20 protein-coding genes and 1 tRNA gene are annotated in these 25,195 nt (G+C 41.6%); 11 read left to right on the top strand and 10 right to left on the bottom strand.

Going from position 1 to position 25,195, the window contains the following annotated elements; translation table 11 throughout:
• Window positions 1-118: 118 nt before the first annotated feature.
• The 5 genes from ACMHKH_RS01675 to ACMHKH_RS01655 all read right to left on the bottom strand — a co-directional run bounded on the left by ACMHKH_RS01675 (window position 119) and on the right by ACMHKH_RS01655 (window position 5,593).
• Window positions 119-194: transfer RNA gene (locus tag ACMHKH_RS01675), tRNA-Thr, on the bottom strand.
• A gap of 397 nt (window positions 195-591) precedes the next feature.
• Window positions 592-1,695: an FHA domain-containing protein gene (locus ACMHKH_RS01670; protein ID WP_413518949.1), complete on the bottom strand. Its 1,104-nt coding sequence runs from the start codon at window positions 1,693-1,695 to the stop codon at window positions 592-594.
• Between the two features lie 83 nt (window positions 1,696-1,778).
• The gene (locus ACMHKH_RS01665) at window positions 1,779-2,633 is read right to left on the bottom strand and encodes an RsiV family protein (RefSeq protein ID WP_413518948.1); all 855 of its coding nucleotides are present in this window, start codon (window positions 2,631-2,633) and stop codon (window positions 1,779-1,781) included.
• 193 nt (window positions 2,634-2,826) lie between these two features.
• The gene (locus ACMHKH_RS01660; RefSeq protein ID WP_413518947.1) at window positions 2,827-4,422 is read right to left on the bottom strand and encodes a peptide chain release factor 3; all 1,596 of its coding nucleotides are present in this window, start codon (window positions 4,420-4,422) and stop codon (window positions 2,827-2,829) included.
• 250 nt (window positions 4,423-4,672) lie between these two features.
• Window positions 4,673-5,593 (bottom strand): hypothetical protein, encoded by a 921-nt coding sequence (locus tag ACMHKH_RS01655; RefSeq protein ID WP_413518946.1) that lies wholly within the window; start codon window positions 5,591-5,593, stop codon window positions 4,673-4,675.
• A gap of 291 nt (window positions 5,594-5,884) precedes the next feature.
• Here ACMHKH_RS01655 and ACMHKH_RS01650 point away from each other — a divergent pair, with 291 nt between their 5' ends.
• From ACMHKH_RS01650 to ACMHKH_RS01630, 5 genes are all read left to right on the top strand, one after another.
• A complete protein-coding gene (locus ACMHKH_RS01650) occupies window positions 5,885-6,298 on the top strand; it encodes an Ohr family peroxiredoxin (protein ID WP_413518945.1) in 414 nt (137 codons plus the stop codon).
• A gap of 235 nt (window positions 6,299-6,533) precedes the next feature.
• Complete coding sequence (gene polA / locus ACMHKH_RS01645) at window positions 6,534-9,488, top strand: DNA polymerase I (protein WP_413518944.1); 2,955 nt, start codon at window positions 6,534-6,536, stop codon at window positions 9,486-9,488.
• Between the two features lie 199 nt (window positions 9,489-9,687).
• Window positions 9,688-10,218 carry a hypothetical protein gene (locus tag ACMHKH_RS01640; RefSeq protein ID WP_413518943.1) on the top strand — a complete coding sequence of 177 codons (531 nt, stop codon included), beginning with the start codon at window positions 9,688-9,690 and terminating at the stop codon, window positions 10,216-10,218.
• A gap of 117 nt (window positions 10,219-10,335) precedes the next feature.
• Window positions 10,336-11,124 (top strand): SDR family NAD(P)-dependent oxidoreductase, encoded by a 789-nt coding sequence (locus ACMHKH_RS01635; RefSeq protein ID WP_413518942.1) that lies wholly within the window; start codon window positions 10,336-10,338, stop codon window positions 11,122-11,124.
• Window positions 11,125-11,342: 218 nt separating this feature from the next.
• Window positions 11,343-11,705: a hypothetical protein gene (locus ACMHKH_RS01630; protein ID WP_413518941.1), complete on the top strand. Its 363-nt coding sequence runs from the start codon at window positions 11,343-11,345 to the stop codon at window positions 11,703-11,705.
• Window positions 11,706-11,802: 97 nt separating this feature from the next.
• Here the strand turns inward: ACMHKH_RS01630 and hemH are convergent, their stop codons facing one another.
• Entirely contained in the window at window positions 11,803-12,822 is a 1,020-nt protein-coding gene (gene hemH / locus ACMHKH_RS01625) for a ferrochelatase (protein WP_413518940.1), read from the bottom strand.
• Between the two features lie 490 nt (window positions 12,823-13,312).
• On the opposite strand from hemH, the gene metX reads away from it, so the two are divergent.
• From metX to ACMHKH_RS01610, 3 genes are all read left to right on the top strand, one after another.
• Window positions 13,313-14,644, top strand: coding sequence for a homoserine O-acetyltransferase MetX (metX, locus tag ACMHKH_RS01620; RefSeq protein WP_413518953.1), 1,332 nt, complete (start codon window positions 13,313-13,315; stop codon window positions 14,642-14,644).
• Entirely contained in the window at window positions 14,641-15,258 is a 618-nt protein-coding gene (gene metW, locus ACMHKH_RS01615; RefSeq protein ID WP_413518939.1) for a methionine biosynthesis protein MetW, read from the top strand. Before metX ends, metW begins: the two co-directional genes overlap by 4 nt.
• A 415-nt stretch (window positions 15,259-15,673) precedes the next feature.
• Window positions 15,674-16,255, top strand: a complete 582-nt coding sequence (locus tag ACMHKH_RS01610; protein WP_413518938.1) for a tetratricopeptide repeat protein — start codon at window positions 15,674-15,676, stop codon at window positions 16,253-16,255.
• Between the two features lie 96 nt (window positions 16,256-16,351).
• On the opposite strand, the gene ACMHKH_RS01605 is transcribed toward ACMHKH_RS01610, so the two are convergent.
• Entirely contained in the window at window positions 16,352-16,969 is a 618-nt protein-coding gene (locus ACMHKH_RS01605; RefSeq protein WP_413518937.1) for a peroxidase-related enzyme, read from the bottom strand.
• Between the two features lie 245 nt (window positions 16,970-17,214).
• On the opposite strand from ACMHKH_RS01605, the gene ACMHKH_RS01600 reads away from it, so the two are divergent.
• Window positions 17,215-18,273, top strand: a complete 1,059-nt coding sequence (locus tag ACMHKH_RS01600; RefSeq protein WP_413518936.1) for a rhodanese-related sulfurtransferase — start codon at window positions 17,215-17,217, stop codon at window positions 18,271-18,273.
• 116 nt (window positions 18,274-18,389) lie between these two features.
• On the opposite strand, the gene uraH is transcribed toward ACMHKH_RS01600, so the two are convergent.
• Together uraH and serA are read right to left on the bottom strand one after the other, a co-directional pair.
• Window positions 18,390-18,821, bottom strand: a complete 432-nt coding sequence (uraH, locus tag ACMHKH_RS01595; protein ID WP_413518935.1) for a hydroxyisourate hydrolase — start codon at window positions 18,819-18,821, stop codon at window positions 18,390-18,392.
• 332 nt (window positions 18,822-19,153) lie between these two features.
• Window positions 19,154-20,380 carry a phosphoglycerate dehydrogenase gene (gene serA / locus ACMHKH_RS01590; protein ID WP_413518934.1) on the bottom strand — a complete coding sequence of 409 codons (1,227 nt, stop codon included), beginning with the start codon at window positions 20,378-20,380 and terminating at the stop codon, window positions 19,154-19,156.
• Window positions 20,381-20,779: 399 nt separating this feature from the next.
• On the opposite strand from serA, the gene ACMHKH_RS01585 reads away from it, so the two are divergent.
• A complete protein-coding gene (locus ACMHKH_RS01585; protein WP_413518933.1) occupies window positions 20,780-22,222 on the top strand; it encodes an FAD-binding oxidoreductase in 1,443 nt (480 codons plus the stop codon).
• Between the two features lie 123 nt (window positions 22,223-22,345).
• Here ACMHKH_RS01585 and ACMHKH_RS01580 read toward each other — a convergent pair whose 3' ends face one another.
• Window positions 22,346-22,975, bottom strand: coding sequence for a BLUF domain-containing protein (locus tag ACMHKH_RS01580; protein ID WP_413518932.1), 630 nt, complete (start codon window positions 22,973-22,975; stop codon window positions 22,346-22,348).
• A gap of 470 nt (window positions 22,976-23,445) precedes the next feature.
• Here ACMHKH_RS01580 and ACMHKH_RS01575 point away from each other — a divergent pair, with 470 nt between their 5' ends.
• Entirely contained in the window at window positions 23,446-25,083 is a 1,638-nt protein-coding gene (locus ACMHKH_RS01575) for a nitrilase-related carbon-nitrogen hydrolase (protein WP_413518931.1), read from the top strand.
• Window positions 25,084-25,195: the final 112 nt, after the last annotated feature.

The raw sequence follows: 25,195 nt of genomic DNA, 5'->3' as shown, positions 1-25,195 counted from the left end.
GCTTTCGCGACAGAGTTACAGTCTGTTGGGTTTGACCGCTCCCCAACCCCACCTAGATTGCTTGATATAAAATCACTTTATTTTAAAGCAAATTCATAAAAAGCGACTTTGAAAGAGATGGTGCCGACTGCCGGGATCGAACTGGCGACCTACTGATTACAAGTCAGTTGCTCTACCAACTGAGCTAAGTCGGCTTGTTCTCTCAAAGTGGTGGCTATTCTATCAAATATTTTGACAGACGCAAGCCCTTTTTTGCTTTTTTTGCCTTTATTTTAACAAAAAATCCCAAGCACTTGATTATAATAGATTTTTTATTACGATTAAACAACCAATTTTATGATTCTTCATTAAACTATCTACTTTGTAATCCAAGAATATAAGCACTAGCTTCTTTTTTACTCACTATCTATTGCTTAATTCTCAAAATAATTATGTAAATTCATAAGCTATTAATACTGATAAGTTATAGCAAGTTCGATAAATACAGATAAAACTTGCCAATCATGTGCTGCTAAGATTTTATAGTGAGCTGACAATCACTTTTATCATTAGGCAGCACATGACTAGTATTACCTTATCATCAAAGACTGCCTATACCATGCCCGTATTAAATAACCATAACGCTAAGCCGATAATAATAATGGCAATAAACACCCATATAAACCAGCTGCCACTTGCTTTCTTTTCAACTTCTCCAGTATTAGCAGGGTTATCAAGCGCTTGATCGAGCGCATTGTTGCCTTTGGTACCTAAATCGCGAGGTTGACCTAGATTGGCTGTGCCCGAAAACTGTGACGTGGCTGCCTGTTTTGCACGCAGTACATCGGGATCCGCTTCTTCTTGCAAGACAGTTGTGGTGGTTTTATCATGCTCCAGCTCAACAGCTGATTGCATTATCTGTGTTTCATGTATAGGAGACGTTGTAGATGCTGATTCAGTCCCTACTAATGGCTCCGTTACAGGTGCTTCACGTAGCACGGCCTCATTGGGAATCACAGGCTCATCAGCTATGATAGGCTGCTCTGCTACTGATTCGTGATGAGCAACCACGCTAGGCATATCTGATTTTTCAACGGCAATAGAGTCTACTTCGCTGAGTACAGGTTCAGCTTTATCTGCGGCGGATAATATATCAGTAATACCTGTTTCTTTAATGACTGGCCCACCTGTCTTAGTGGCGCTATCCATTGGTTCTGCTTGCACAGCAGCAACAGGCGCAGCTTCTACAGCCAAGATCTCTGTGATAATCGTTTCTTTAACCACTGGCTCTGCTTCAACAATAGGCGCAATCTCAATATCAGGGCTCAACATCAACGTTGGTTTATCAGTCTCTACTTGCTCATGGATGACAATAGTAGAAACAGGGGCACTAACCTGAAAACTGAAGCTGGCGAATCCTAGTGTATCGCTGGTTGCTAAATGCTTCGATTCATTGGCGGCAATACGTTCATCATTGATAAATGTACCGTTTGACGACGCCAGATCTTTTACATATAGCTGACCATTTAAGATACTCAATTGCGCATGATTGCGTGACACTTCCTTGCTACCTAGCACCACATCGTTATCACTGCCTCGACCTACAGATAGGCTGTCAGTGACCGTTAATGTTAAGTCACCAAGTGCTTCTGTTAAGGCATTTAGCTGCCATGTGTTGGTTGCTAAGGCATTCATATTGTCCGTATCGTTTGTCATGTGATGACTCCTTATTTATTATTAAAAATTAAATACTTTTTATTAAATGATGCGTTAAATTATATGAGGCATTTATAGCTTTTTTATTGAGGAATAAAGCGTGGTTTTATGATACCGCCAAGCTTATTATAAGGAATGCTAAGCACTGGCATACCATAAGCATACGGACCAATAGCATAATGCTGATAACGAATATCAACGCCTTTATCCGTCAATGTCACGTTATCACTTAAAGTAAATGGCCAGTTTTTCTCGTAGTTTTTAGCATCTTTATCGACCGTTTTTACCCAGTCTTTATAAGCATTATAGGCAAGCGCCTTAAACTGTGATTTTTTACCACTTTGCAGCATATCTGCTAGCTTTACCTGCTTTTTGGTCTTTTGATCAAATACTAAGTATTCGCTATACGGCATGCCATGTGCGCCGCCAGTAAAGACATAAGAGCTTATCTCGAACGTCTCAAAATCACCGATATGACCCACATATTCAGGTGTCATCATTAGGCTGTAGGCAAATGCACTGTCTCTCGGTAGCTCATTAAGCTGTGAGGTAACAAAACCATCAAGGGCGCTTTTGACAGCGGTTGGAGTGGCCTTGATAGTGATAGGCGCAGATTCAGATGGTTTACTATTAACAACCAAAGTATTGATACGCTGATTGGCAATATCATTGATCCACTTGTGATTGGTCTTTAAATATTTAACTTCAATCTTAGGACAGTTATCACGCGCTGTACAGCTTTCTTGCACCTTGTCGGGTAACTGATAGTCCAGATATTCTGTGCTGCTAAAGAGGCTGCCAGCATGTGCTGAAATGCTTAAGGTGCCAAACAGCATTGCACCACTTAACAGAGATACTAGACGCAGCTTGCCAGCGCTCAGAGCCAATTGATTGAAAAATTCTGACTTACTAGTATGAGTTTGGAGTGCAGCTTTCATAGAGTCTCGTTAATATACAGATAAGGTTTATTGATATTCTACCGTAACATTCGCCTTGTATTGTAGGAACACTGTTTGTGTTTTTGCTTCAATCATAGTGATGAAAAGTAATAATATGCTATTTGATAAGCCAATAAAAAAGACACGATAACGTGTCTTTTAATATTGAAAATGTCGTGAATACCAACTGATTTTAATGCTCGCGCGTATTGCTAAAGGTCACTTCAGGATAGCGATCTTGCATCAGCTGTAAGTTCACCCGTGATGGCGCAAGATAAGTCAGATGACCCCCACCATCTAGCGATAGTTGGTCATGGGCTTTACGCTTAAACTTCGCTAACGCTACTTCATCATCACAATGAATCCAGCGTACTGTCGCAATTGATACCGGCTCAAAGATACATTGGACTTTGTACTCTTCTTTAAGGCGATGGGCAACTACTTCAAACTGTAGTACACCAACCGCGCCCAAAATTAAGTCGTTATTAATCTGCGGCATAAAGACCTGTGTTGCGCCCTCTTCACTCAATTGCTGTAGCCCTTTTTGCAGCGCTTTAGATTTGAGCGGATCCTTTAGGATAACACGGCGGAACAGTTCAGGCGCAAAATGCGGAATACCGGTAAAGTTCAGCTCTTCACCTTCCGTGAAACTATCGCCGATAGAGATGGTGCCATGGTTGTGCAAACCGATAATATCACCCGGATAAGCTTCTTCTAATGCTTCGCGATCGCCTGCCAAAAAGGTCAAAGCATCAGCGATACGTACGTCTTTACCCAGACGCACATGTTTCATCTTCATACCTTTTTCATACTTACCTGAGCAGACACGCAAGAAAGCAATACGGTCACGGTGGCGCGGATCCATATTGGCCTGAATCTTAAAGACAAACCCACTAAAGCTTGTCTCTGTCGCTGCCACTTCACGCTCATTGGTCGGATGCGCTTTTGGTGGTGGTGAGTATTTTACCAACGTATCAAGTACCATATTGACACCAAAATTACCCAGTGCCGTACCAAATAATACGGGCGTCATCTCTCCCGCTAAGAACGCTTCCACACTAAACTCTTCTAGTGCCATTTGTACAAGTTCAAGAGATTCTTCAAACGAGGCGAACATTAAAGCGCCTAAGCGCTCACGGATATCAGGATAATCATAGCCTTCGCGCGTCTCAGCGACCGTCATATCACCACCATGACCTTTCTCATAAAAATAGGTTTTATTTTCAGTCAGGTGATACACACCGACGAAATCTTGACCCATACCGATCGGCCACGTAAGAGGAATACATTTAATCTTCAGAACCGCCTCAATCTCACTAAGCAGCTCAAGCGGCTCACGGATTTGGCGATCGAGTTTATTAACGAAAGAAATGATAGGTGTATCACGCATCCGGCACACTTCCATCAATTTGATGGTACGCTCTTCGACGCCTTTTGCGCCATCAACCATCATCAGCGCACTGTCGACGGCAGTTAAAGTACGATAAGTATCTTCACTAAAGTCGGCGTGGCCCGGGGTATCAAGCAGGTTAACCATATGGTCTTTATACGGGAATTGCATCACTGATGTCGTGATAGAAATCCCACGCTCTTGCTCCATACTCATCCAATCTGATGTCGCGTGGCGGTCGGTTTTACGACCTTTGACCTCGCCTACTACTTGAATCGCTTTACCCCATAGTAGCAATTTTTCGGTCATCGTCGTCTTACCAGCATCAGGATGCGAGATGATGGCAAAGGTGCGGCGTTTGGCAACTTCTTTATTTAATTTCTTTGGATCTACGCTCATAATGAGTAACTTATCGTTAAATTTTGAAAGAAAAATAGCAAGATATAATAAAAGAGATAATATTAAATATGATGAATTTTGATGCGCGTATTGTAGCGGATTTACAGTCAAGATGCTATTTTTGCTGACTTTTATCAAGATGAAAGTCAGTACAATAAAACAATAAAAAAGGCGATAAAGTAGTATATCTAACTACTTTATCACCTCAATTTCGATTACTTAATATGTTTCAAGCATTATTATAACGAACTTATTTTCTATAACTATCTGCTATTTCTTTTGCTAAAAAGTCAGCGGCAACATCATTGTAAAGTGTACAATCAACTAATCCATTACGTTCATTTGCGTTCGGTCCAGTTGTGCCACTCGCAACATAATCAGTCTCGTATATACGGTTACTGGTGTTGTAGGCATAGACAACAGCACTGTAAATGTATTCCGCATCATTGTTTGTAGCAAAGAACTTAATCTGTGACGCTGTTTGACGATTACTTATTCCTACACCAAAGCCTTCTTTGGTTTGCGATGGACGATTGTCGTTAAAGCGATTTTTCGCGACATTAAGCCAGTCATTAAGCGTTCGATAGCTGGTTTCGTTTTTGGCATTAAAGGCTAAAAACTCACGCTCGCTGGTGGTTGCTGGTATATAACAGATAGAACCCTCTGGAAAGGCAATATTAACGTTATTAGCTGAGATTTCTGAGTAAGTATTTAAAGCGGTACGAATACCAGAGCTGTTTTTTGTATTGTTTCCAGCTTTATAGCTATCAGCTTTGCGTCCTGATAAATCCACTTTATTATAAGTAATTTTATAATCTACAACAGTATTGCTATTCTTAAGATAAATAGGACGTTTGACCGTAAGGCCATTCACCTCAATATATCTATTTTCTAGTGTTCCTTCAAAACTGTTCAGCAAAACTGTTTTATCGAGCGTATTAGTTCCTTGGCTACTATAATTCCCTATAATATTAACAACTTCGCTATTATGCTCTCCTGTGCGGTATTTTTCATTGATACGCGCGATATTGTTAGCGTTACCTTCAAAGCTGCTTACTATCAGCTCATTACTACTGCCCGAACCAAAAATAGCGTCTTCACCCTCACCGCAGCCCGTCAGCGCGAACGCCAATAACGAAAGTGCAATAGGTGTCATTATTAATTTATTCACTGTAGGGAATCCTTATTCTCAAAATGATTGAATCGATTTTTCATCTGTTTTCTATATAATTTTATGCACCTAGTTTACCCTACTGTAACTATGAGTTATAGCAGATTGACACTTTGGTTATTGAATGTCGAAATCTAAATTACAAATTTATACCATACTTTTACCGCGGCAATGCATGTCGAAGCTTATGGTCTGTTATGCTAAATGGGCTATTTTAAAACTAGCTATAACAAGACTTAAAAAACACTATCTAGAAAATGATAGACAATAATTCATATAAAAGGATAAATCATGGAAACCCTATATTCTACTAAAGCATCTGTAACTGGCGGTCGTGCCGGTAGCGCTAGCCTGCAAGACAGCGACTTGACCATTAATATGGTTGCACCTGGCTCTGGTAAAGATGGTAATAACCCAGAGCAACTATTCGCCATGGGCTATGCTGCTTGCTTTGATGGTGCACTTGCTGCAGTCAAAGGGGCAGAAAAAGCGAAATTTGACTCTACGACTGAAGTATCGGTAGATTTAATGAAAGGCGACGGTCTAGATTTTAAATTAGCAGTTAATATTCACGTAATTGGTGAAAATACAGAATTGTCTGCTGATGAATTCCAGCAATTGGTAGAAAAAGCCAATAAAGTTTGCCCATATTCTAAAGCGACTCACGGTAATGTCGATAGCGAAGTGACATCAGAAGTAAAATAAACCTTTGATATTTATAGTGCTGTTAAACTTAAAAAAGAACTCAGTTGATCTGGGTTCTTTTTTTATTGTCTGGCGTTTGAAATCGTCCACATCGTAACTCTCTATCTGCTTTATTCACTTTATTCGTTCATCATCCATTCGGCACACAGCGCTTTTATCGTTATAATGAAGGTATCTTTTTATTCAATACTTGCTACCAAATACTTGCTGCTCAACATTTAATAAGTGACTTTCTATGACTGCTAACGATCACAACTCCCACTCGCCCATCAATCCAAATACGCTACCGAACTTTGCGACGATGCCCAATGTGGCGACGATGGATACTAGCCATGTGGACAAAAACCAGCCACCTTTTATCTTGGTCGATGGCTCTTATTATCTGTTTCGCACCTATCATGCGCTACCAAAAACCATGCAAAATTCGCAAGGGCTAGTCACAAATGCCATACGCGGCACACTTAATGCGCTCCTAAAGCTGATGCGTCGCTATCATCCAACCCATATGGCGGTTTGTTTTGATACCAAATCACCAACCTTTCGCCATGCGATGTCAGAAGACTATAAAGCCAATCGTCCAAAAATGGATATCGAGCTTGCTGAACAAATTCCTTATATCCACAGTTTAGTCGCCGCTCTTGGGATTCCATTACTACGCATTGAAGGCGCGGAGGCAGATGATATTATTGGTACGCTTGCCTATCGGGCAGTCGCCGAAGGGCATCACGTGGTCATATCGACCGGTGATAAAGATATGATGCAGCTAATTAATGACTGCGTGATATTAGAAGACAGCTTTACGGGTAAAGTTACTGATAGCGCTGGTGTGGTCGAAAAATTCGGTATCAATCCTGAGCAAATGATTGATTTTTTAACCTTGATGGGTGATTCCTCTGACGGTATCAAAGGCGTGCCCGGTATCGGTAAAAAGACCGCCAAAGACTTGCTCAATGAATATGGCAATATCGACAATATGCTCAAAAATGTCGCCAATATTAAAGGACGTGCGGGCAAGAATCTGGTCGAATATGCCGATGATATTCCATTCAATGCGCAGCTGGCGACCATCGTCACTGATTTAGACATTGGTCAAGACTGGCAAGATTTAAAAATAAATACCGATCCTTGTGCCCATATAGATGAATTGCGTGATTTATATAATGAGCTTGAATTTAGAAACGAGCTGGCATCGCTTGATCACCCCAATCATCCAGCTAATGGAGCTCAAAGTGTCGCCCATAGTCAGGCTGATACTGAATCACAAGCGCAAATCGCTAAATCCCTCCAATCAAGCGCCATTAATGATATCACCGATAGTAAAAGTCACGATAGAGCTTGGCATACTATTTTGGACGAGCCTGCCTTCGACAGCTTGATTCAGTTATTAGAAGCTGCGCCGCATTTCGTTATTGATACCGAGACAACTAGTGTTTATTGGCGTCAGGCTAAATTGGTCGGCTTGTCTTTTGCTGTACAAGCGCACGAAGCTTATTATATACCACTAACCCATGCGCTAGAAGGCGACGAATTAACGGCAAATCAGCTCGACCGCGATACGGTATTAGCGCGTTTAAAGCCTATTTTAGAAAACCCAAATATCGGTAAAATCGGTCAGCATCTAAAATACGATGCCCATATTCTCAGCCTTTATGATATCGATCTAGTTGGTTCTATACACGAGCGTCCGAATAACTGGGCGATGGATACTATGCTTGCCAGCTACGTCATTAACGCGGCGATTACCCGTCACGGTATGGACGATTTAGCACGGCATTATTTGCAAACTCAAACTATCAGCTTTGAGAATGTCGCTGGTAAAGGCGCTAAGCAAGTAAGTTTCGATCAAGTAGCGATTGATATTGCTAGCGACTATGCTTGTGAAGATGCTGATATCACCTATCAATTATTCGAGCTATTTAGTCAAAAGCTTGCTGATGATGCCAATAACGCTAAGCTGCTACATGAGCTTGAGGTTCCAACTGCTGAAATACTCTGCCAAATGGAAGCAAATGGTATCTTAATTAAGCGTCCATTTTTAAACGAGCTGTCCAAGCGCTTTGACGAAGAAATCATTGTGTTAGAAAAACGCGCGTATGACGTGGCAGGCGAAGAATTTAACTTAGGCTCACCGAAGCAACTTGGCGAAATGCTGTTTGACAAGTTGGGCGTTCCGGGTGGCAAAAAGACCAAATCCGGTCAATATTCTACCGGCGAAGCAGTATTGTCAAAAATTGACCACCCATTAGTTGATATCACTTTAGAGTATCGCGGACTCTCTAAACTTAAAAGCACCTATACCGATGCGCTTGATAATGTCGCTGATAGCGAGACTGACCGTGTGCATACCAGCTATCACCAAGCATTAACCAGTACAGGGCGTTTATCTTCGACTGATCCCAATTTGCAAAATATTCCGATTCGTACCGCAACTGGTCGCTTGATTCGCCAAGCCTTTATTGCTCCAGAAGGTCGCGTAATATTAGCAGCGGATTATTCACAAATTGAGTTGCGTCTCATGGCACACTTCTCAGGCGATGAGAATTTAACCCGCGCCTTTAACGAAGGGCTAGATATTCATGCCGCTACGGCTGCCGAAGTACTTGGCAAGGATGTCGCTGACGTTACTGCTACCGAGCGCCGTAACGCCAAAGCCATTAACTTTGGTCTGCTGTATGGTATGAGCGCTTTTGGACTTGCCAAGCAGTTACAGATGAGCCGTAGTGAGGCGCAAGACTATATCGATATGTATTTTGAGCGCTACCCTGGTGTCAAAGACTATATGATTAATACTCGTGCCAGTGCCTATGAGCATAGCTATGTCGAGACAATATTGGGTCGCAAGCTTTACACCCCTGATATCAATCATAGTAATCGTATGGTTAAGCAAGGCGCTGAGCGGGCGGCGATTAATGCGCCATTACAAGGCTCAGCTGCTGATTTGATTAAGCTGGCGATGATTGCCGTCGACAAAGTACTACCAAAGCAACAAGCAAAAATGCTCCTACAAGTACATGATGAGCTAGTGTTTGAAGTCGATACCGATAAGGTCGATGAAATTAGCCAATTGATTACTGATGCCATGCAAGATGTCTTAACAGCGACGGCGGTTGAAAAAGGTTGGAACGTCAACTTTGCAGTGCCGCTATTGGTTGAGACGGACAGCGGTCAAAATTGGGATGAGGCGCATTAATCCCTTAGAAGGTTTTAATTAATTTTATAAACTTAATGCTATTTAAGATACTTGACACTGGTAGCGCAAACTAAAAAAACAGTCGCGTATTATCATTGTTGGTATAATAAACCTATCTTATTCCTTCACAAATTACCTTTTAGTCTAAAGTGAGCCGCCGCGCTCACTTTTTTTATTCTAAAAATCAGGAGCGCTTATTTTGGCTGCAGATGGCATTATCGAAATCCCCGGGATTATCTTACTGATAGTCTGTATATTACGTTGCACGCAGTACGTTCTACAGAGTAAGAGCAAGCAAGGTCTTTATTTTTGGCTGGCATCCGTATTGACATTTTTTGCAGTGATTCGTCGTGAGTTAAACTACTTACCCGAGCTGTTGATTGCCAGCGATTTTTCACTGCTAAATCACTCTTATGACTGGTGGGAAGATGCGGTTCTACTTATCACTTATCTGCTTATTATCGGTTTACTAGCGTATACATGGCGTTATCTGTGGGCAGTATTAAAATCGGTACCCGTTTATTTATATCTTATGATAGTCGGATTAGCATTATTAGAATATATGGGCGAAAATGCCATTATGATTCCTCAAGGTCTGGGAGAGATCGTTGAAGAAGTTGCAGAAACGGGCGTTTATGCGATTGCTTTGACCTACTTATGGCGTTTTAAACCGCTAGTATTTGAAGAAAAATTATCAGCTGATAAAGGCTATTCATCATGTCAAGCATAGCAATGACTGGTCAGGATAGCGTTTGTCTTAACGCTAACTTTTGCTAGATAATTTGCTATACTAAAAATTAGTGCATTTTTTAGGCATCATTCATCACCAATTATTAAGCGAGTCATTATGAATATACTCATTACAGGTGCATCACGCGGTATCGGCCTAGCGACAGCAAAACGACTGCTCGCTAAAGGTCATAGCGTCGGTCTTTTTGATATCGATACGCTTGAGCTTGAGCGTGCGATTAATGATAAAACCTTTAAAAAAGCACTCAAAGACAATCGTCTGGTTCATGGTCATCTAGATGTCACTGACCCTGAAGCGTGGGATACTGCCATCGACCATATGCTAGAGAACTTTGATAGTATTGATGTCTTGATTAATAATGCTGGCGTATTGGTAAGTGGCGCGTTGCCCAATACTGAATTGGATAAGCAATTGTCATTAATTGATATCAACTGTAAAGGCGTGCTTATCGGTTGTCATAAGTTAGCGCCGTATTTAGCGGATAGTAAAAATGCCAAAATTATTAACGTCTCTTCTGCCTCAGCGATTTATGGGCAATCTGAAGTAGCGCCTTATTCTGCCAGTAAGTTCTTTGTACGCGGTTTAACTGAAGGGCTAAATATCGAATACGCTGAACTGGGCATAAAGGTTATTGATGTGATGCCATTATGGGTGAAATCTGATATGACCAAAGACATCAGTGTCACCAGTATCGACCGTTTAGGTATTAACCTTACCGTTGACGATGTGGCTAAAACTTTGTGCAAACTAAGCGCTCAGCCAAATCGTAAGCTGTCACGGACTCACTATCCTATTGGCTTTCCCGCGAAAATGCTACATACAGCATCGCAAGTCGCTCCTGACTCCTTGATGCGCTTTATCAATAGTAAAATCGGTACCAAATAAAGCGGTATTATAAGCTACAGAATTCACATCAGAATATTTAAACGGCTACCAAATTAGGTAGCCGTTTTTTTGACTATAAAAAGGCTACTTCTTACATATTTTTAACATCCTGTGACACCTTACTACTAGAGGCAATGGAGATAAGCGGACAAAATAGCGATACGTCTACCTTTTAAACACTACTAGGCTTATTAATTATAAAAACTAAGGATAACAATATGGAACACTCAAAAACCCCACTACCAGAAGAAATGACTCATATCGAAAGCGATGACAGTCTTGATGATCCTGATAATCTTGATAACAGTAATAATGATGATCAAGAGAACCAACAAGTTGATTTAGACAATCCTATGTTACATGTCATCGATGAAGATGAATTTGAAGAGGATACAGGATTTAGAAGTTCGCAAGTTGGTGGTGATGCGACCCAAGGTCTAACACCTGTACACCATCAAAATATTGATGAATCACGCATTGATGAGTTGCTAGTCGAAGACCATCTAGATGACAGAAACTACCCCGATATTGTCAATATCGCTGACAGAGATGCGGCAAAATTAAGCAATGATAATGATTGATAAGGTATTCACTTTATAAGATTATGCATAGAAAATACCGAACGTAATGTTCGGTATTTTTTTGATTATTTATTTAGTGTTTATAGGTTTAGAGTATTTACGCCCAACCATCTAGCGTTCCCACCCAACCTTTTACCAATGGCGCACTCATTGCTTCCAACAAGTCTATATGTGCTTCATCAGCATTGAGCGCTGGAATATAATGATACTCTTGCCCGCCTGCATGAAGGAAGGTTTCGCGGTTTTCGATCGCCAATTCTTCCAAGGTTTCTAAGCAATCTGCCGAAAATGCAGGGCTAAGAATCTGTACCGAACGCACGCCCGACTTACCCCAGTCTTTAAGTACCACATCGGTATAGGGCTTAACCCATTCTTGCTTACCAAAGCGCGACTGAAAGCTGATAATCCATTCATCAGGTCCTAATCCTAACTCATGAGCGACTTGTGCGGCGGTACATTTACAACGTCTTGGATACGGATCACCTTTATCGGCATAAGGCTGAGGAATACCGTGAAAGCTAAACATAAGCTTTTCAGGTTTGCCATGTACCGCCTGAAAGCGGCGGATGCTATCTGCCAAGGCTTTGATGTATAAAGGATGAGCAAAGTAATCTTTAACTATCGTCATATTGGGCAAATTACGCTGCTTTAGCGACCATTTGGTCATCGCATCGTAAACAGCACCCGTTGATGTCGCTGAATACTGCGGAAATACTGGTAACATGACAAAATGGTCAACCCCTTCGCTACGCAACTTGTCCATTACATCAGGCAAACCTGGATTACCATAGCTCATCGCCGCGTGGACAGAGACGCGAAATGGCGTTGCACTTTCCGTTAAACGCGACTGTAACATCTCAACTTGACTGTTAAGGATATTACGCATCGGTGAGTCGCCATCCCAAATACTGGCATAGGCTTCTGCTACTCGTTTGGGGCGACTTGGCAGCACAAACAGATTGAGAATAATTGCCCATAAGAACTGCGGAATTTCAATGACGCGCGGATCTGACAAAAACTGCTTGAGATAACGACGGACGGCAGGCGCAGTCGGCTCATCTGGTGTACCAAGGTTGACAAGTAAGACAGCAATACGGGGAGGCAGTTCAGGTTTCATAGCAGCCCTGTTTTATAATTAAGTTGATTAGAAAAGCTCGATAAAAGATTGTTAAGACAATATTAAACAAGCATGCGCTTAGTGTAGCATTTTAACCCTTCATAACGCATTGCAAAAGCACCTTTATACAATTTGACACGCAGTTATTGCGACTTGCCTACGTCGATTGCGCCTAAATTTATAGCAATGACATATCATTTTTCCAATTGGCTAAATGATATAAAAACTAAGTGTAAAAGACTGCGCTTGAAGGTTGTACTCATATGCGCATCGCCCTACAATAGGCAAGCACATTGCCAAAGAAGCCGTGTAGATAAAAACCGTTAAAAAAACCATGTCGATCAAACAATCCAGCGACATAGTATCCTTTTTATTTTATTGATGATTGTTGTCTTGTGAGGTAGCTTTGAACGCACGCTCTGATAATACCACTGACCAGTCCGCTACAGATAAAACAAATACCACAGATGCAGGTAATACTAATGAATCATTGAATTCAGTAGGCATTGTTACGCCACAGACTTTCCATTTCGCTGAGCCATTAACCTTAGAGTGCAACCGCACTTTGCCCTCATTTGATTTGATATTCGAAACCTATGGTACGCTCAATAGTGACAAGTCAAACGCTGTTCTTATTTGCCATGCCTTATCAGGCAGCCATCACGCCGCCGGTTTTCATAACGATGATGATAAAAAAGCCGGTTGGTGGGACAATATGATTGGACCTAATAAGTCCATCGATACCAATCGATTTTTTGTTGTTTGCGTTAATAACATCGGTAGCTGTTTTGGCTCTACCGGCCCAACGACGATAAATCCTGATGGCAGTGACGCACAAGTATATGGACCTGACTTTCCACTGGTCACTATCAAAGATTGGGTCAAAACCCAAGCAATGTTATCAGACCGCTTAGGCATTGATGTTTGGCATGCCATCGTCGGCGGTTCAATGGGTGGTATGCAAGCGCTGCAATGGGCAGTGGACTATCCAGATAGATTAAAACGCTGTGTGGTGATTGCCTGTACGCCAAAGCTCTCCGCGCAAAACATCGCCTTTAATGAAGTCGCACGTCAGTCTATTTTATCAGACCCTGATTTTAAAGAAGGGCGCTACTTGCAGGCAGGTACTTATCCTCGTCGTGGGCTTATCCTTGCGCGCATGGTTGGGCATATCACTTATCTGACTGACGATGCGATGAAAGCCAAGTTTGGGCGTGATTTAAAATCTGGCAAGTTTATGTATGGCTACGACGTTGAATTCCAAGTCGAAAGTTATCTGCGCTATCAAGGCGAACGCTTTAGTGAAAATTTCGATGCTAATACCTATTTGCTCATGACCAAAGCGCTAGATTACTTTGACCCGACGCGGGATTATCCATCAGAGTCTGCTACAGACCTGTCTACGTTGCAGCCAGAATCGTTAGCAAACTCTATTGGTGATTCGGTAAAAGCTGATAATACCGAAGATGAATTAATAGAAACTCTAACCAACAGTACTGATATAAACAGTATTGAAGACAGCAATTACCAAGAACTTACCGCACTTAAAGCCGCCTTTGCTCATACTAAATGCCAATATTTAGTAGTGTCATTTACTACCGATTGGCGTTTTGCCCCTGAGCGCTCGCAAGAGATTGTCGATGCGCTGATGGCGACCGCCAAACCCGTTAGCTACATCAATATCGATGCGCCGCACGGCCATGACTCCTTCTTATTTGATATTCCGCGTTATATGGGCGCTGTTAAAGGCTTTCTAAATGCACCCTTTATGACTGACAACAAAAGCAAAAATAGCCAAAAAGAATCAGGAGTGCACTCATGAGAATGGATCATCAATTGGCTGAGCGCTGGATTGCCCCGCACTCACACGTGCTCGACTTAGGTTGTGGTAATGGCGAGCTGCTAGCACATTTACAGCAAAATCGTGGCGTGACCGGCTATGGACTTGAGATTGACGAGGAAAAAATCAATGAGGCGATTGCCAATGGTTTATCCATTGTCGAGCAAGACCTGAATGATGGCTTAGCACGGTTTGCCGATAATAGCTTTGATACCGTGGTCATGGCACGTGCGCTACAGGCAGTGAAGTCACCTGACCTGCTCTTGCTTGATATGTTGCGCGTTGCACGTGAAGCGGTGATTACCTTTCCAAACTTTGCTCATTGGCAAAACCGTATACATTTGGGTTTAAAAGGTATTATGCCAGTTTCAGAAGCATTGCCGTATGAGTGGTACAACACCCCAAATATTCATCTCTGTACCTTTAAAGATTTTGAGAAGCTGTGCGCGCAGCATGATATTCATATCATCAATCGCTTTGCGGTTAGTGATTCTGAAAATGCGCATTCAGCGCTAATGACAGCTTTGATAAGACAAGCACCCAATCTATTAGCAGATGTAGCAATTTATAGGGTTAGCAAACAAAAACCTGAATAATCCTAATTAATATCGATAATTTTTACCCTTTATCAAAAACGATATTGATGTTCATAAACATAGTTTTAACCTTAATCTAGTATTAAACTATTCTTACGCTTAAGTAACTCTATGATTTTGTTGAGGACAATGAGGTATAACTAAGCATTAAATCATGTAATTAGTATTTGAGTTTCGTAAGTTTGGGTGTTAAGCTAGCAAAATAGTGTCAATCGCACCCTGATAATGACCGTTCGTCAGCTTGATTGACCGCTATTGCCACATAAAACGATAAATTATATTGCTAATAATTAGGTCAGTAGTCACTGCAAGATATCGCCTAATTGTTATCACCGTTTAACTATCTTCAGCTTTAGCGAGAAAATGTTTAACGGGTCAACTCTTTGCTTATTAACTGCCTAATTTTGGAGCTGCTATGAAATTATTAAAAGCTGCGTTGTTTACCGCATTGTTTTCTTGTGCAGGTCTTGCCAACGCTGAGTTAATATCAAACGTGCCACTTGATACCTCACGTTTTGAGTTAATGCCTGTCAGTGAGTTATCTAATCGCGCGGCTCAAGGTAATGACCACGCTCAATTTTACCTAGCCAAGCGTTTGCAAAAAGGCGAAGGTATTGCCAAAAATACCCAACAAGCCGTTCAATGGTATACCAAAGCAGCTCAGCAAGGCGTTGCCCCTGCTCAGCTTAACTTAGCCATCATGTACTTGCGCGGCGAAGGCGTACAGCCTAACCTACAACAAGCACGCGGTTGGTTAGAAAAAGCCGCCATGCGTGGCGATAACCGTGCCAGCTATACCCTTGCCTTACTAGATGAGAAGCAAAAAAATCTAGTCGATGCTTATAAATGGTACGATTTGGCTGCACGTGACGGTATGCTTGATGAAAAAGTCCGTAACAAAGCCCGTGGCAAAATCGGTCAATTGGCATTGAACTTATCAACTGCTGATATCGCTAGCGCTCGTAGCAAAGCGGATACTTGGTTCCAGAGTAAATAAGTGATTTTTCAAGCGCTTATTTAATAAAAAAATCCAGCCTATAAGCTGGATTTTTTGTATTTATAGTCATACTCATTTAACAGGATTAGATAACGCTCACTTTCTTACCTCACGAGCCATCGTATAGAACTCTACATTAGACTGCATGTTCATCACGATTGCCATTCTATTAGACAAACCAAAGAACGCCGTAACACCACTAATGTCTAAAATATCTTCGTCATCATAACCGTGCTCTCGAAGTGCTGCATAATCTGAATCTTGAATCAGCTCTGGCGTCCGACATAGCTTGACAGAAAATGAGAGCATCGCTTTTTGCTTAGAGCTAATAGGTGCATGTAAATAATTGATGGCTATCTGGTCTGCTAACAATGGCTCTTTTGCAAACACACGCAGCAGGGCACCATGAGCGATGACACAATACTGGCAGCCATTCGCGGCGCTAGTAGCGACAATGATCATCTCTTTTTCAGCGGGACTTAATGTGCTCCCTTCTCGTTCCATAATGGCATCATAATAGGCAAAAAAAGCTCTAAACTCTGCTGGGCGGTAGGCTAGCGCTAAAAACACATTAGGAATAAATTTGGCTTTTTCTTGCACTGTAAGAATACGTTGCAGAATATCAGCTGGCAAGTTATCTAAATTCGGTACAGGATATTTGCTGATGGCTGGCTTAGTAGATACATTAATCGGTGTACTAGCTGGTTTACTCATATGTCATCTCCGTTGACGTTATTTTATTATTTACTTTCATGAGTCTACCTTTATAAATAGCTAATGAGTAGTCTAGAAAACCTTTAAGTACATACATCAGTCCCATATAAAACATTTAAAATCACTGCAAAATTTGTTAAACTACGCCCGCATTAGCCAAATCCACAATTGTGTTAGTGTTATAAGTTCATACACCCTTAAAACCCAATGCACTAGGTTTGCGACCTAGCCAGCAGGAGAAAAACATGAGTACCTCACAGACTGATAACGTTAAAGCACCAGCCCATGCAACCGAATATGACAGCGTCACTAATAATATCGTCGTTGCTGCCCTTTATAAATTCACACGCTTTGCTGATTTTGAGCAATACCGCGAGCTGATTTTAAATAATATGCTCGACAATGATGTCAAAGGCACCTTATTAATTGCTAGCGAAGGTATCAACGGCACCATTTCTGGCAGCCGCCAAGGGATTGATAACGTCCTTGAGTATTTACGTAGTATCGCCGCAATCGGCAGCTTTAACTTTAAAGAATCTTATACCGACGCTCAGCCTTTTTACCGCACTAAAGTAAAGCTTAAAAAAGAAATCGTCACCATGGGCGTAGAGAATATCGATCCATTACAGTCAGTTGGGCGCTATGTGAAGCCAAGCGACTGGAATGCACTTATCTCAGATCCTGACGTTATCCTGATTGATACGCGTAACGACTATGAAGTAAAGATCGGCACGTTTCAAAATGCCGTGAACCCAAATACGGAAACGTTTCGTGAGTTCCCAGAATACGTGGCAAAAGAGATGGACCCCGCTAAGCATAAAAAAGTCGCCATGTTCTGTACGGGCGGTATCCGCTGCGAAAAATCAACGGCATTTATGCGCGAGCAAGGCTTTGAAGAGGTTTATCATTTAGAAGGCGGCATCTTAAAATACTTAGAGGAAGTACCTGCCAGCGAATCTATGTGGGAAGGCGACTGTTTTGTGTTTGACAACCGTGTGTCAGTCAATCACAACTTAGAAAAAGGCAGCTATGAGCAGTGTTTCGCCTGCCGTATGCCAATTACCCAAGATGAGATGCACAGCCCTGCTTATATCAAAGGCGAGTCATGTCCACATTGTATCGATAAAGCCACTGACGAGCAAAAAGCGCGCTTTCGTGAGCGTGAACATCAAATGCAGCTGGCACAAAAACGTGGCGAAGCCCATATCGGTAGTGATGTGATTGATGTCATCGAGAAGCGAAAAGCAGCTAAAATCGAAGCACGCCGTCAAGCAGAGGAAGCCAATAAAACCAAAGCAGGGTAAAGTTAACGCCTATTTAAAAAGCGAAGCTAAAAAAAGAGAGGCCCCGTTAATCACTTAACGGGGCCTCTCTTTTTTATGCATTTAATTATCTTCGGATATCAATACTACAGGCTACTTTAGCTACCGCGATAGGTACTATAGCCGTATGCTGACAAAGTAATTGGCACATGATAATGTTTTTCGCCTTCGACATTGAAATTCACTTCAACATAAGGGTAAAAAGATTTTAGACCTTGATTTTGGAAATATGGCGTGGTCTCAAAAATCAGTTTATAAGTACCATCATGCGCTACGCCAGCTTCGTTAGGCAAAAAGGTACCAATACGACCATTGGCATCGGTCTTTTGGGTATTAACCAGTTTCCAGCTACCGCTCTTTTCTTGCATCATCAATCTTACATTCACATCTGGCGCAGGCTTACCAGTACTGATATCTAAGATATGGCTAGATAACTGATACTTATCTTGATCGCCTGCCGCATAACTCGCTGTCGCCGTCATAGCCAATACGCTACCAAGCGCAGCTGCCTTTATTATACTTGCTTTCATAAAAACCCTTATATAAGTTTGATTTGAGAATGCTAAACAGCAATGATAAAAATTCATTCACAAAGTAGTTTGATAAAAACACTTATCTATTAGCTATGATGAAATCTAAACACTAAGCACATTAGCAATACAGGCGTTTAGTATAAGTTATCATAGATACTTCATTGTAAAGAAAATGTTAATTTATATGATGAAGTTTTATGGTCAGTAATATTTGTGTTAACGAGTATTCAAACCAAAAAAAATGGCAGGCAATTTAATAAATTGCCTGCCATTTATATAACGATACTAAGTACTAACTAGCTATAACTTTTAAATAGACGAATAGGTGCTTAGAACAAAATACGCACTCGAATCGTTTCTTCGACATCTTTTAGCTGATCTAAAGCCGCGGTTGAGTCGTTATAATCAACATCCATGACGAGGTAACCCACATCACCTTCCGTCATCAAGCTCTGCGCTAAAATATTGATATGCGCTTCTGCAAATAGACGGTTGATCTGTGAAAGTACGCCCGGGACGTTTCTGTGGATATGTAACAGACGATGCGAGCCTTCTTTAAACGGTAAAGACACTTCTGGGAAGTTGACAGAAGTGGCGGTATCGCCTTGGTCAGAGTAGCGTACGAACTTATCTGCGACTTCTAGTCCAATATTTGCTTGTGCTTCTTGCGTTGAACCACCGATGTGCGGCGTCAAGATGACATTATCAAATTTACGCAGTGGTGACTCAAACTCTTCGTCAGCAGATTTTGGCTCTTTCGGGAACACATCAATCGCCGCGCCCAAGATTTTACCAGACTCAAGTACAGCAGCCAGATCATCAATCTCAACACAAGTACCGCGTGCCGCGTTAATAAAGTAGCTACCATCTTTCATGTGTGCAAACTGCGCCGCGCCCATCATATAGCGAGTACTTGGTAAATCAGGTACGTGCAAGGTGACGATATCCGCAGTCGATAGCAATTCTTCTAAACTGCTTACTTGTACGGCATTACCTAATGGCAATTTGGTCAAAACGTCATGATAGATGACTTTCATACCAAAGCTTTCAGCCAATACAGACAGCTGCGAGCCGATAGAGCCGTAACCGACGATACCGATAGTTTTGCCACGGACTTCATGTGAGTTGGTTGCAGACTTACCCCAACCACCGCGATGTACGGTCGCATTCTTTTCAGGGATACCGCGATACAGCATAATGGCTTCGGCAAGCACCAATTCAGCAACTGAACGGGTATTTGAATACGGGGCGTTAAAGACCGGAATACCGAACTCACGCGCAGCTTCCAAATCTACTTGGTTGGTACCAATACAAAAACAACCGATGCCGATAAGCTTATGTGCATGCTGCAGCACTTCACGCGTCAACTGGGTACGCGAGCGAATACCAATAAAATGAGCATCTTTAATCTTTTCAATCAGCTCGTCTTGATCCAATGCATGACTGATATTTTCGATGTTTTGATAACCAGCATCTTGCAACACCTTTAAAGCATTGTCGTGCAGACCTTCAAGCAATAAAAACCGGATTTTGTCTTTTTGGAGTGATAACGCCATGTGAGAACTGTCCTATAATTGTCTTATAAAAATCATCTGAGGGATAAGCTTGGATGAATGAAACGAAGAGAGCTTGGATATCTTACACAAAATTGGTCGACGATGTTAGCAGATTAGGTGAATTACCGGTTATCAAGCCTGAAAACTTTTTATGTTATAGTGAATCCTACTTTCTAAATCAAAAGCGTTAGCTTTTTTACGCTGCTTACCTCACTAAAGAGACAAACTCATAACGCCAGATCGTTGCCATGTCCATTAGATTGCAATAACATACATCACCGATATAATTTTAATTATATCTACCTTTATATAGACTTAGTCATAGCCATTTGGCTATATAATAACTCTTATAATAATCCCCTTTATACATAGCGCTCACGTTGATACCGAGATTTGACCATGACTTCTTTATCTAGCCAAACCCTATCTGAAACCCATGCAGCTACTGTTCAAATTATTCTGAGCACGTTATTTGATAGCCATCAATTTGACGCCAGCCAAATCAAAACTGATAGTGAAAGCCTCGAGCATTGGGGCAAAGACTGGACCAAGCATTTCGCGCCCGCTGCTGCAGCTATCGTATTCCCAAAGACCACCGAGCAAGTACAAACGATTGTATTACTTGCCAATGAACACAATGTGGTATTAACGCCAAGTGGCGGTCGTACAGGACTATCTGCGGGCGCGGTTGCCGCCAATGGTGAGATTGTCGTGAGTATGGATAAAATGAACCATATCGGACAGTTTTATCCTGCTGACCGTATGGTTGAGATTGAAGCTGGCGTCGTCACTCAGCAGTTGCAACAGTTTGCCGAATCAAAAGAGCTTTACTATCCTGTCGACTTTGCCTCAGCAGGCTCTAGTCAAATCGGAGGCAATATCGGCACCAATGCCGGCGGCATCAAAGTCATCCGTTATGGCATGACTCGCCAATGGATTATGGGTCTGACGGTGGTCACGGGTAAAGGTGATATATTGCAGCTTAACCGTGGTATGGTCAAAAACGCAACAGGTTATGATTTGCGTCAATTGTTTATAGGCAGTGAAGGCACGCTTGGGCTTGTGACCCATGCGCAAATCAAGCTTGAGCGTCAACCGCAAGATTTAAACGTTATGGTGCTGGGCATGGACAGCTTTAACGATGTCATGAATGTACTATCAGCCTTCCAAGCGAAGATTGATTTGACCGCTTTTGAGTTCTTTGATGATGTAGCGATTGATAAACTGATGGCACATGGTCAAGTACAAGAGCCATTTGAATCACGTACCAAGTTTTATACGCTATTAGAGTTTGAAGCGCCATACGAGCCGATCATGGATAAAGCCATGGCGATATTTGAAGAGTGCATGGAGCAAGGTTGGGTCGTCGATGGTGTGATGAGCCAAAATCTTGCACAAGCAGAAGAGCTGTGGAAGCTGCGCGAATACATCTCTGAAACCATTTCGGTATTCACGCCTTATAAAAATGACGTTTCAGTGTTAATAAGCTATGTTCCTGACTTTATCAATGAGATTGACCATATCGTCAGTAGCAACTATCCTGATTTTGAAGTCTGCTGGTTTGGTCATATCGGAGATGGCAATTTACATCTGAACATCTTAAAACCTGAGAATATGAGTAAAGACGATTTCTTTGCAGAATGCCAAATCGTGAATAAACACGTGTTCGAAACCGTACAAAAATATAGCGGTTCGGTATCAGCTGAGCATGGTGTTGGAATGACTAAAAAACCTTATCTACAGTATAGCCGCAGTGAGACTGAGATTGAGTATTTAAAAGAAGTTAAAAAAGTCTTTGATCCGAATAATATTATGAACCGTGGTAAGATTTTTGATATGTGAGTGTTCATTTAATTATGAATAATCTGACACAAAAAATGACGCTAAACATCAACGTTTAGCGTCATTTTTATATAGCCTACAGAATATTTTCGCTATCAATAATTATATATTTAGTAGTACAGACTATAAGAATAACAATAGCAGTGCTGCTACTAGTAATACGCTTAAAAAGCCTTGAACGATTAAGAAGGCTTGATGCGGGGCGGCGACATGACGCACCATGTTGCCAAGTGCATTGTAAGTAATGCCAGCAGCATTGATATGAGGCGGTGTATCAAACTCTTTGATGACCTTTAGAAACTGCTCAGTTTGTGCAGCGCTCCAATGATGCGGCGAAAATGGCAAAAATGGTGCGAGCTGTGTCGCTTGTTTTTTAGTCGCAGGCGACCATAGCCAGCGCTCCAAAAACAATAAGCGCATACGCCAATCAGAGAAGCTTCGCTGTTCAATGGTTTGCAATAGTAGTACTTGGACATCTTTATGACGTTTATCAGCAAAAATACTCTGCGTTAAATCAGCTACTTTTGCTTTTTCACCTTCAATACATTGTAAAAAATGACCATTACCATAACATAATGTCCCTGTGATACCTTGCTGCTCGTTATAATTGCGCGCATGACCTTCCACATCCTCAAATATCGAGGCATTCAAACGTGAGCTAAGCGTGAGACTGCTGACATAAAGCAGCTGTACCAATGCTATGTCTTCTATTTTATCTAATTTTTTGAATGCAGTGGTATGAGTTAAAGACATGATGAAAATCCTACAAAGTCACTTTTAAAAGTAACCGAACGAAAACCGTTGAATAAAATGGTACATAAGCCAATCGCATTGTCAGCTCACAAAAACCTAGCAAATACTTACAGCGTTTGACTGTTATTGACGCGTGAGCTTGATATTATAGCCATCGCGACGCATATCAAAGACTCAGTTGCTATATTTGTAGACTCATAAAGATGCTTTATTTAAAAAGGCACCTTATTAAAATAATACAAGACTATACTTCGATAACTTATTGTAAATACACAGATAAATGATTGTAGCGATTCTCAAAGCTTATTGATATGTTTTTATTAATATAATTGCACGAGAAACTGAGACATCAGACTTTGTCGCTACCCATACCCAATACCGTTATAAAAAATCAACCTAAATCTATGCACTAACGCATGTATTAAAAACACTTATCATCATACTTTTTAGAAACGACAGACAGGAAATTTATGAGCAAGATAGAAAAACCAGACGACTTTCATCTAACGATTGCTGAAATTAAGAAAAAAGACTATCCGCAATTAAAAGCCTTGATGGATCGCGTCTATGTCAACTTAGGCGGTGCATGGTCAAAAAACACGATCAATACTTTAATTGATGCTTTTCCAGAAGGACAGATTGCGCTATTTGATCACGATGAGCTGATTGGTATCGTCTTATCCATGCGCGTCGATTACACCAAATTTTCTAATCCGCATACCTATGATGACTTAATTGGGCAAAAAGAAATCATCAGGGACAATCCTGAAGGCGATGCCATCTATGGATTAGATGCACTTATTGACCCTGAATATCGTGGCTATCGCTTAGGTCGTAGACTTTATGACGCGCGCAAAGAGCTGTGCCGTCAGCTGAACTTCCGTGCTATTTTAGCCGGTGGTCGTATCCCTAACTATCATAATCATCAAGATTTGACGCCGGGTGAGTATATCGAGGCGGTTGCAGCGCGTGAAATCCATGACTCTGCGCTGTCTTTTCAGTTATCGAATGGTTTTATTGTTAAACGTATATTGACCGCTTATTTACCAGATGATAAGCAGTCTAAAGGCTTTGCAACCTTACTTGAGTGGGCAAATATTTATTATGAGCCAAAAGACTATAAACCTAATACGCGCAAATCTGAGGTTCGTATTGGCGGTATTCAGTGGCAGATGCGTGAAGTCGAGTCACCAGAAGAACTATTACAACAAGTAGAATTCTTCGTCGATATTATGGCCGACTACAACTCTGATTTTGCCTGCTTACCCGAATTTTTTAACGCGCCCTTGATGGGTTTGTGCGAGTCAACCGATCAAAACGTTGCCATTCGCTTTTTAGCAGGCTATACCGAATGGTTCAAAAACGAGATATCGCATCTAGCGGTCAGCTATAACGTCAACGTGATTACCGGCTCTATGCCGTACTTAGACGAAGAAGACACCTTATACAATGTCAGCTATCTGTGTCGCCGTGATGGTACAGTTGAAGAGCAACGCAAAATTCATATTACCCCGCATGAGCGTAGTGCTTGGGTCATTGAAGGCGGTGACGAAGTTAAGGTGTTTGATACGGATGCTGGTCGTATTGGGATTTTAGTCTGCTATGACGTTGAGTTTCCTGAGCTTGCACGTTTAATGGCACTTGATGATATGGATATTTTATTCGTACCATTTTGGACCGATACCCAAAACGGCTATCTGCGCGTACGCCACTGTGCCCAAGCGCGAGCGATTGAAAACGAATGCTATGTGATGATTTGCGGCTCGGTTGGTAACTTACCACAAGTTGAAAGCCTCGACATTCAATACGCGCAGTCATCCATCTTCTCGCCATCAGATTTTGCCTTCCCGCACGATGCGATTATGGCAGAAACGACGGCGAATACTGAGATGGTATTTTTCTCCGATGTCAATTTAGATAAGCTTATTCATGTCCGTAATGAAGGGTCGGTACACAATTTGCTAGATCGCCGTGACGATTTGTATAGCTTAAAATGGAAACGCAAAGCTAAAGTATCTGCCAGTAAGCTCACCGATGATGAGCTTCGAGAAAATTCAGGTAGTGTGCTGCTAGGCGACCCACTACAAGACCGTGCGCAAAAGTCTTAATTATCTCCATTAAAACCCTTAATGTATTGAGTAATACGGCTGACCATTCAGCCGTTTATTTTTATCTATTAAATATTATTAATAAAATCCATTTAGCAAAAAAGCAGCCATT

Origin of the sequence: Psychrobacter glacincola, from assembly GCF_965118485.1 — a bacterium.
Taxonomy (GTDB): domain Bacteria; phylum Pseudomonadota; class Gammaproteobacteria; order Pseudomonadales; family Moraxellaceae; genus Psychrobacter; species Psychrobacter glacincola_D.
Note: the sequence above shows the minus strand (reverse complement) of the source record. Positions and strands in the feature narration are given on the sequence as shown.

Coding starts and splice junctions, on each gene's coding strand:
- ACMHKH_RS01585 (WP_413518933.1), top strand. CDS start 20,780: ATGACTTCTTTATCTAGCCAAACCCTATCTGAAACCCATGCAGCTACT.
- metW (WP_413518939.1), top strand. CDS start 14,641: ATGAGAATGGATCATCAATTGGCTGAGCGCTGGATTGCCCCGCACTCA.
- ACMHKH_RS01580 (WP_413518932.1), bottom strand. CDS start 22,975: ATGTCTTTAACTCATACCACTGCATTCAAAAAATTAGATAAAATAGAA.
- ACMHKH_RS01575 (WP_413518931.1), top strand. CDS start 23,446: ATGAGCAAGATAGAAAAACCAGACGACTTTCATCTAACGATTGCTGAA.
- ACMHKH_RS01635 (WP_413518942.1), top strand. CDS start 10,336: ATGAATATACTCATTACAGGTGCATCACGCGGTATCGGCCTAGCGACA.
- polA (WP_413518944.1), top strand. CDS start 6,534: ATGACTGCTAACGATCACAACTCCCACTCGCCCATCAATCCAAATACG.
- ACMHKH_RS01660 (WP_413518947.1), bottom strand. CDS start 4,422: ATGAGCGTAGATCCAAAGAAATTAAATAAAGAAGTTGCCAAACGCCGC.
- ACMHKH_RS01605 (WP_413518937.1), bottom strand. CDS start 16,969: ATGAGTAAACCAGCTAGTACACCGATTAATGTATCTACTAAGCCAGCC.
- ACMHKH_RS01670 (WP_413518949.1), bottom strand. CDS start 1,695: ATGACAAACGATACGGACAATATGAATGCCTTAGCAACCAACACATGG.
- hemH (WP_413518940.1), bottom strand. CDS start 12,822: ATGAAACCTGAACTGCCTCCCCGTATTGCTGTCTTACTTGTCAACCTT.
- ACMHKH_RS01630 (WP_413518941.1), top strand. CDS start 11,343: ATGGAACACTCAAAAACCCCACTACCAGAAGAAATGACTCATATCGAA.
- uraH (WP_413518935.1), bottom strand. CDS start 18,821: ATGAAAGCAAGTATAATAAAGGCAGCTGCGCTTGGTAGCGTATTGGCT.
- ACMHKH_RS01650 (WP_413518945.1), top strand. CDS start 5,885: ATGGAAACCCTATATTCTACTAAAGCATCTGTAACTGGCGGTCGTGCC.
- ACMHKH_RS01600 (WP_413518936.1), top strand. CDS start 17,215: ATGAGTACCTCACAGACTGATAACGTTAAAGCACCAGCCCATGCAACC.
- serA (WP_413518934.1), bottom strand. CDS start 20,380: ATGGCGTTATCACTCCAAAAAGACAAAATCCGGTTTTTATTGCTTGAA.
- ACMHKH_RS01665 (WP_413518948.1), bottom strand. CDS start 2,633: ATGAAAGCTGCACTCCAAACTCATACTAGTAAGTCAGAATTTTTCAAT.
- ACMHKH_RS01610 (WP_413518938.1), top strand. CDS start 15,674: ATGAAATTATTAAAAGCTGCGTTGTTTACCGCATTGTTTTCTTGTGCA.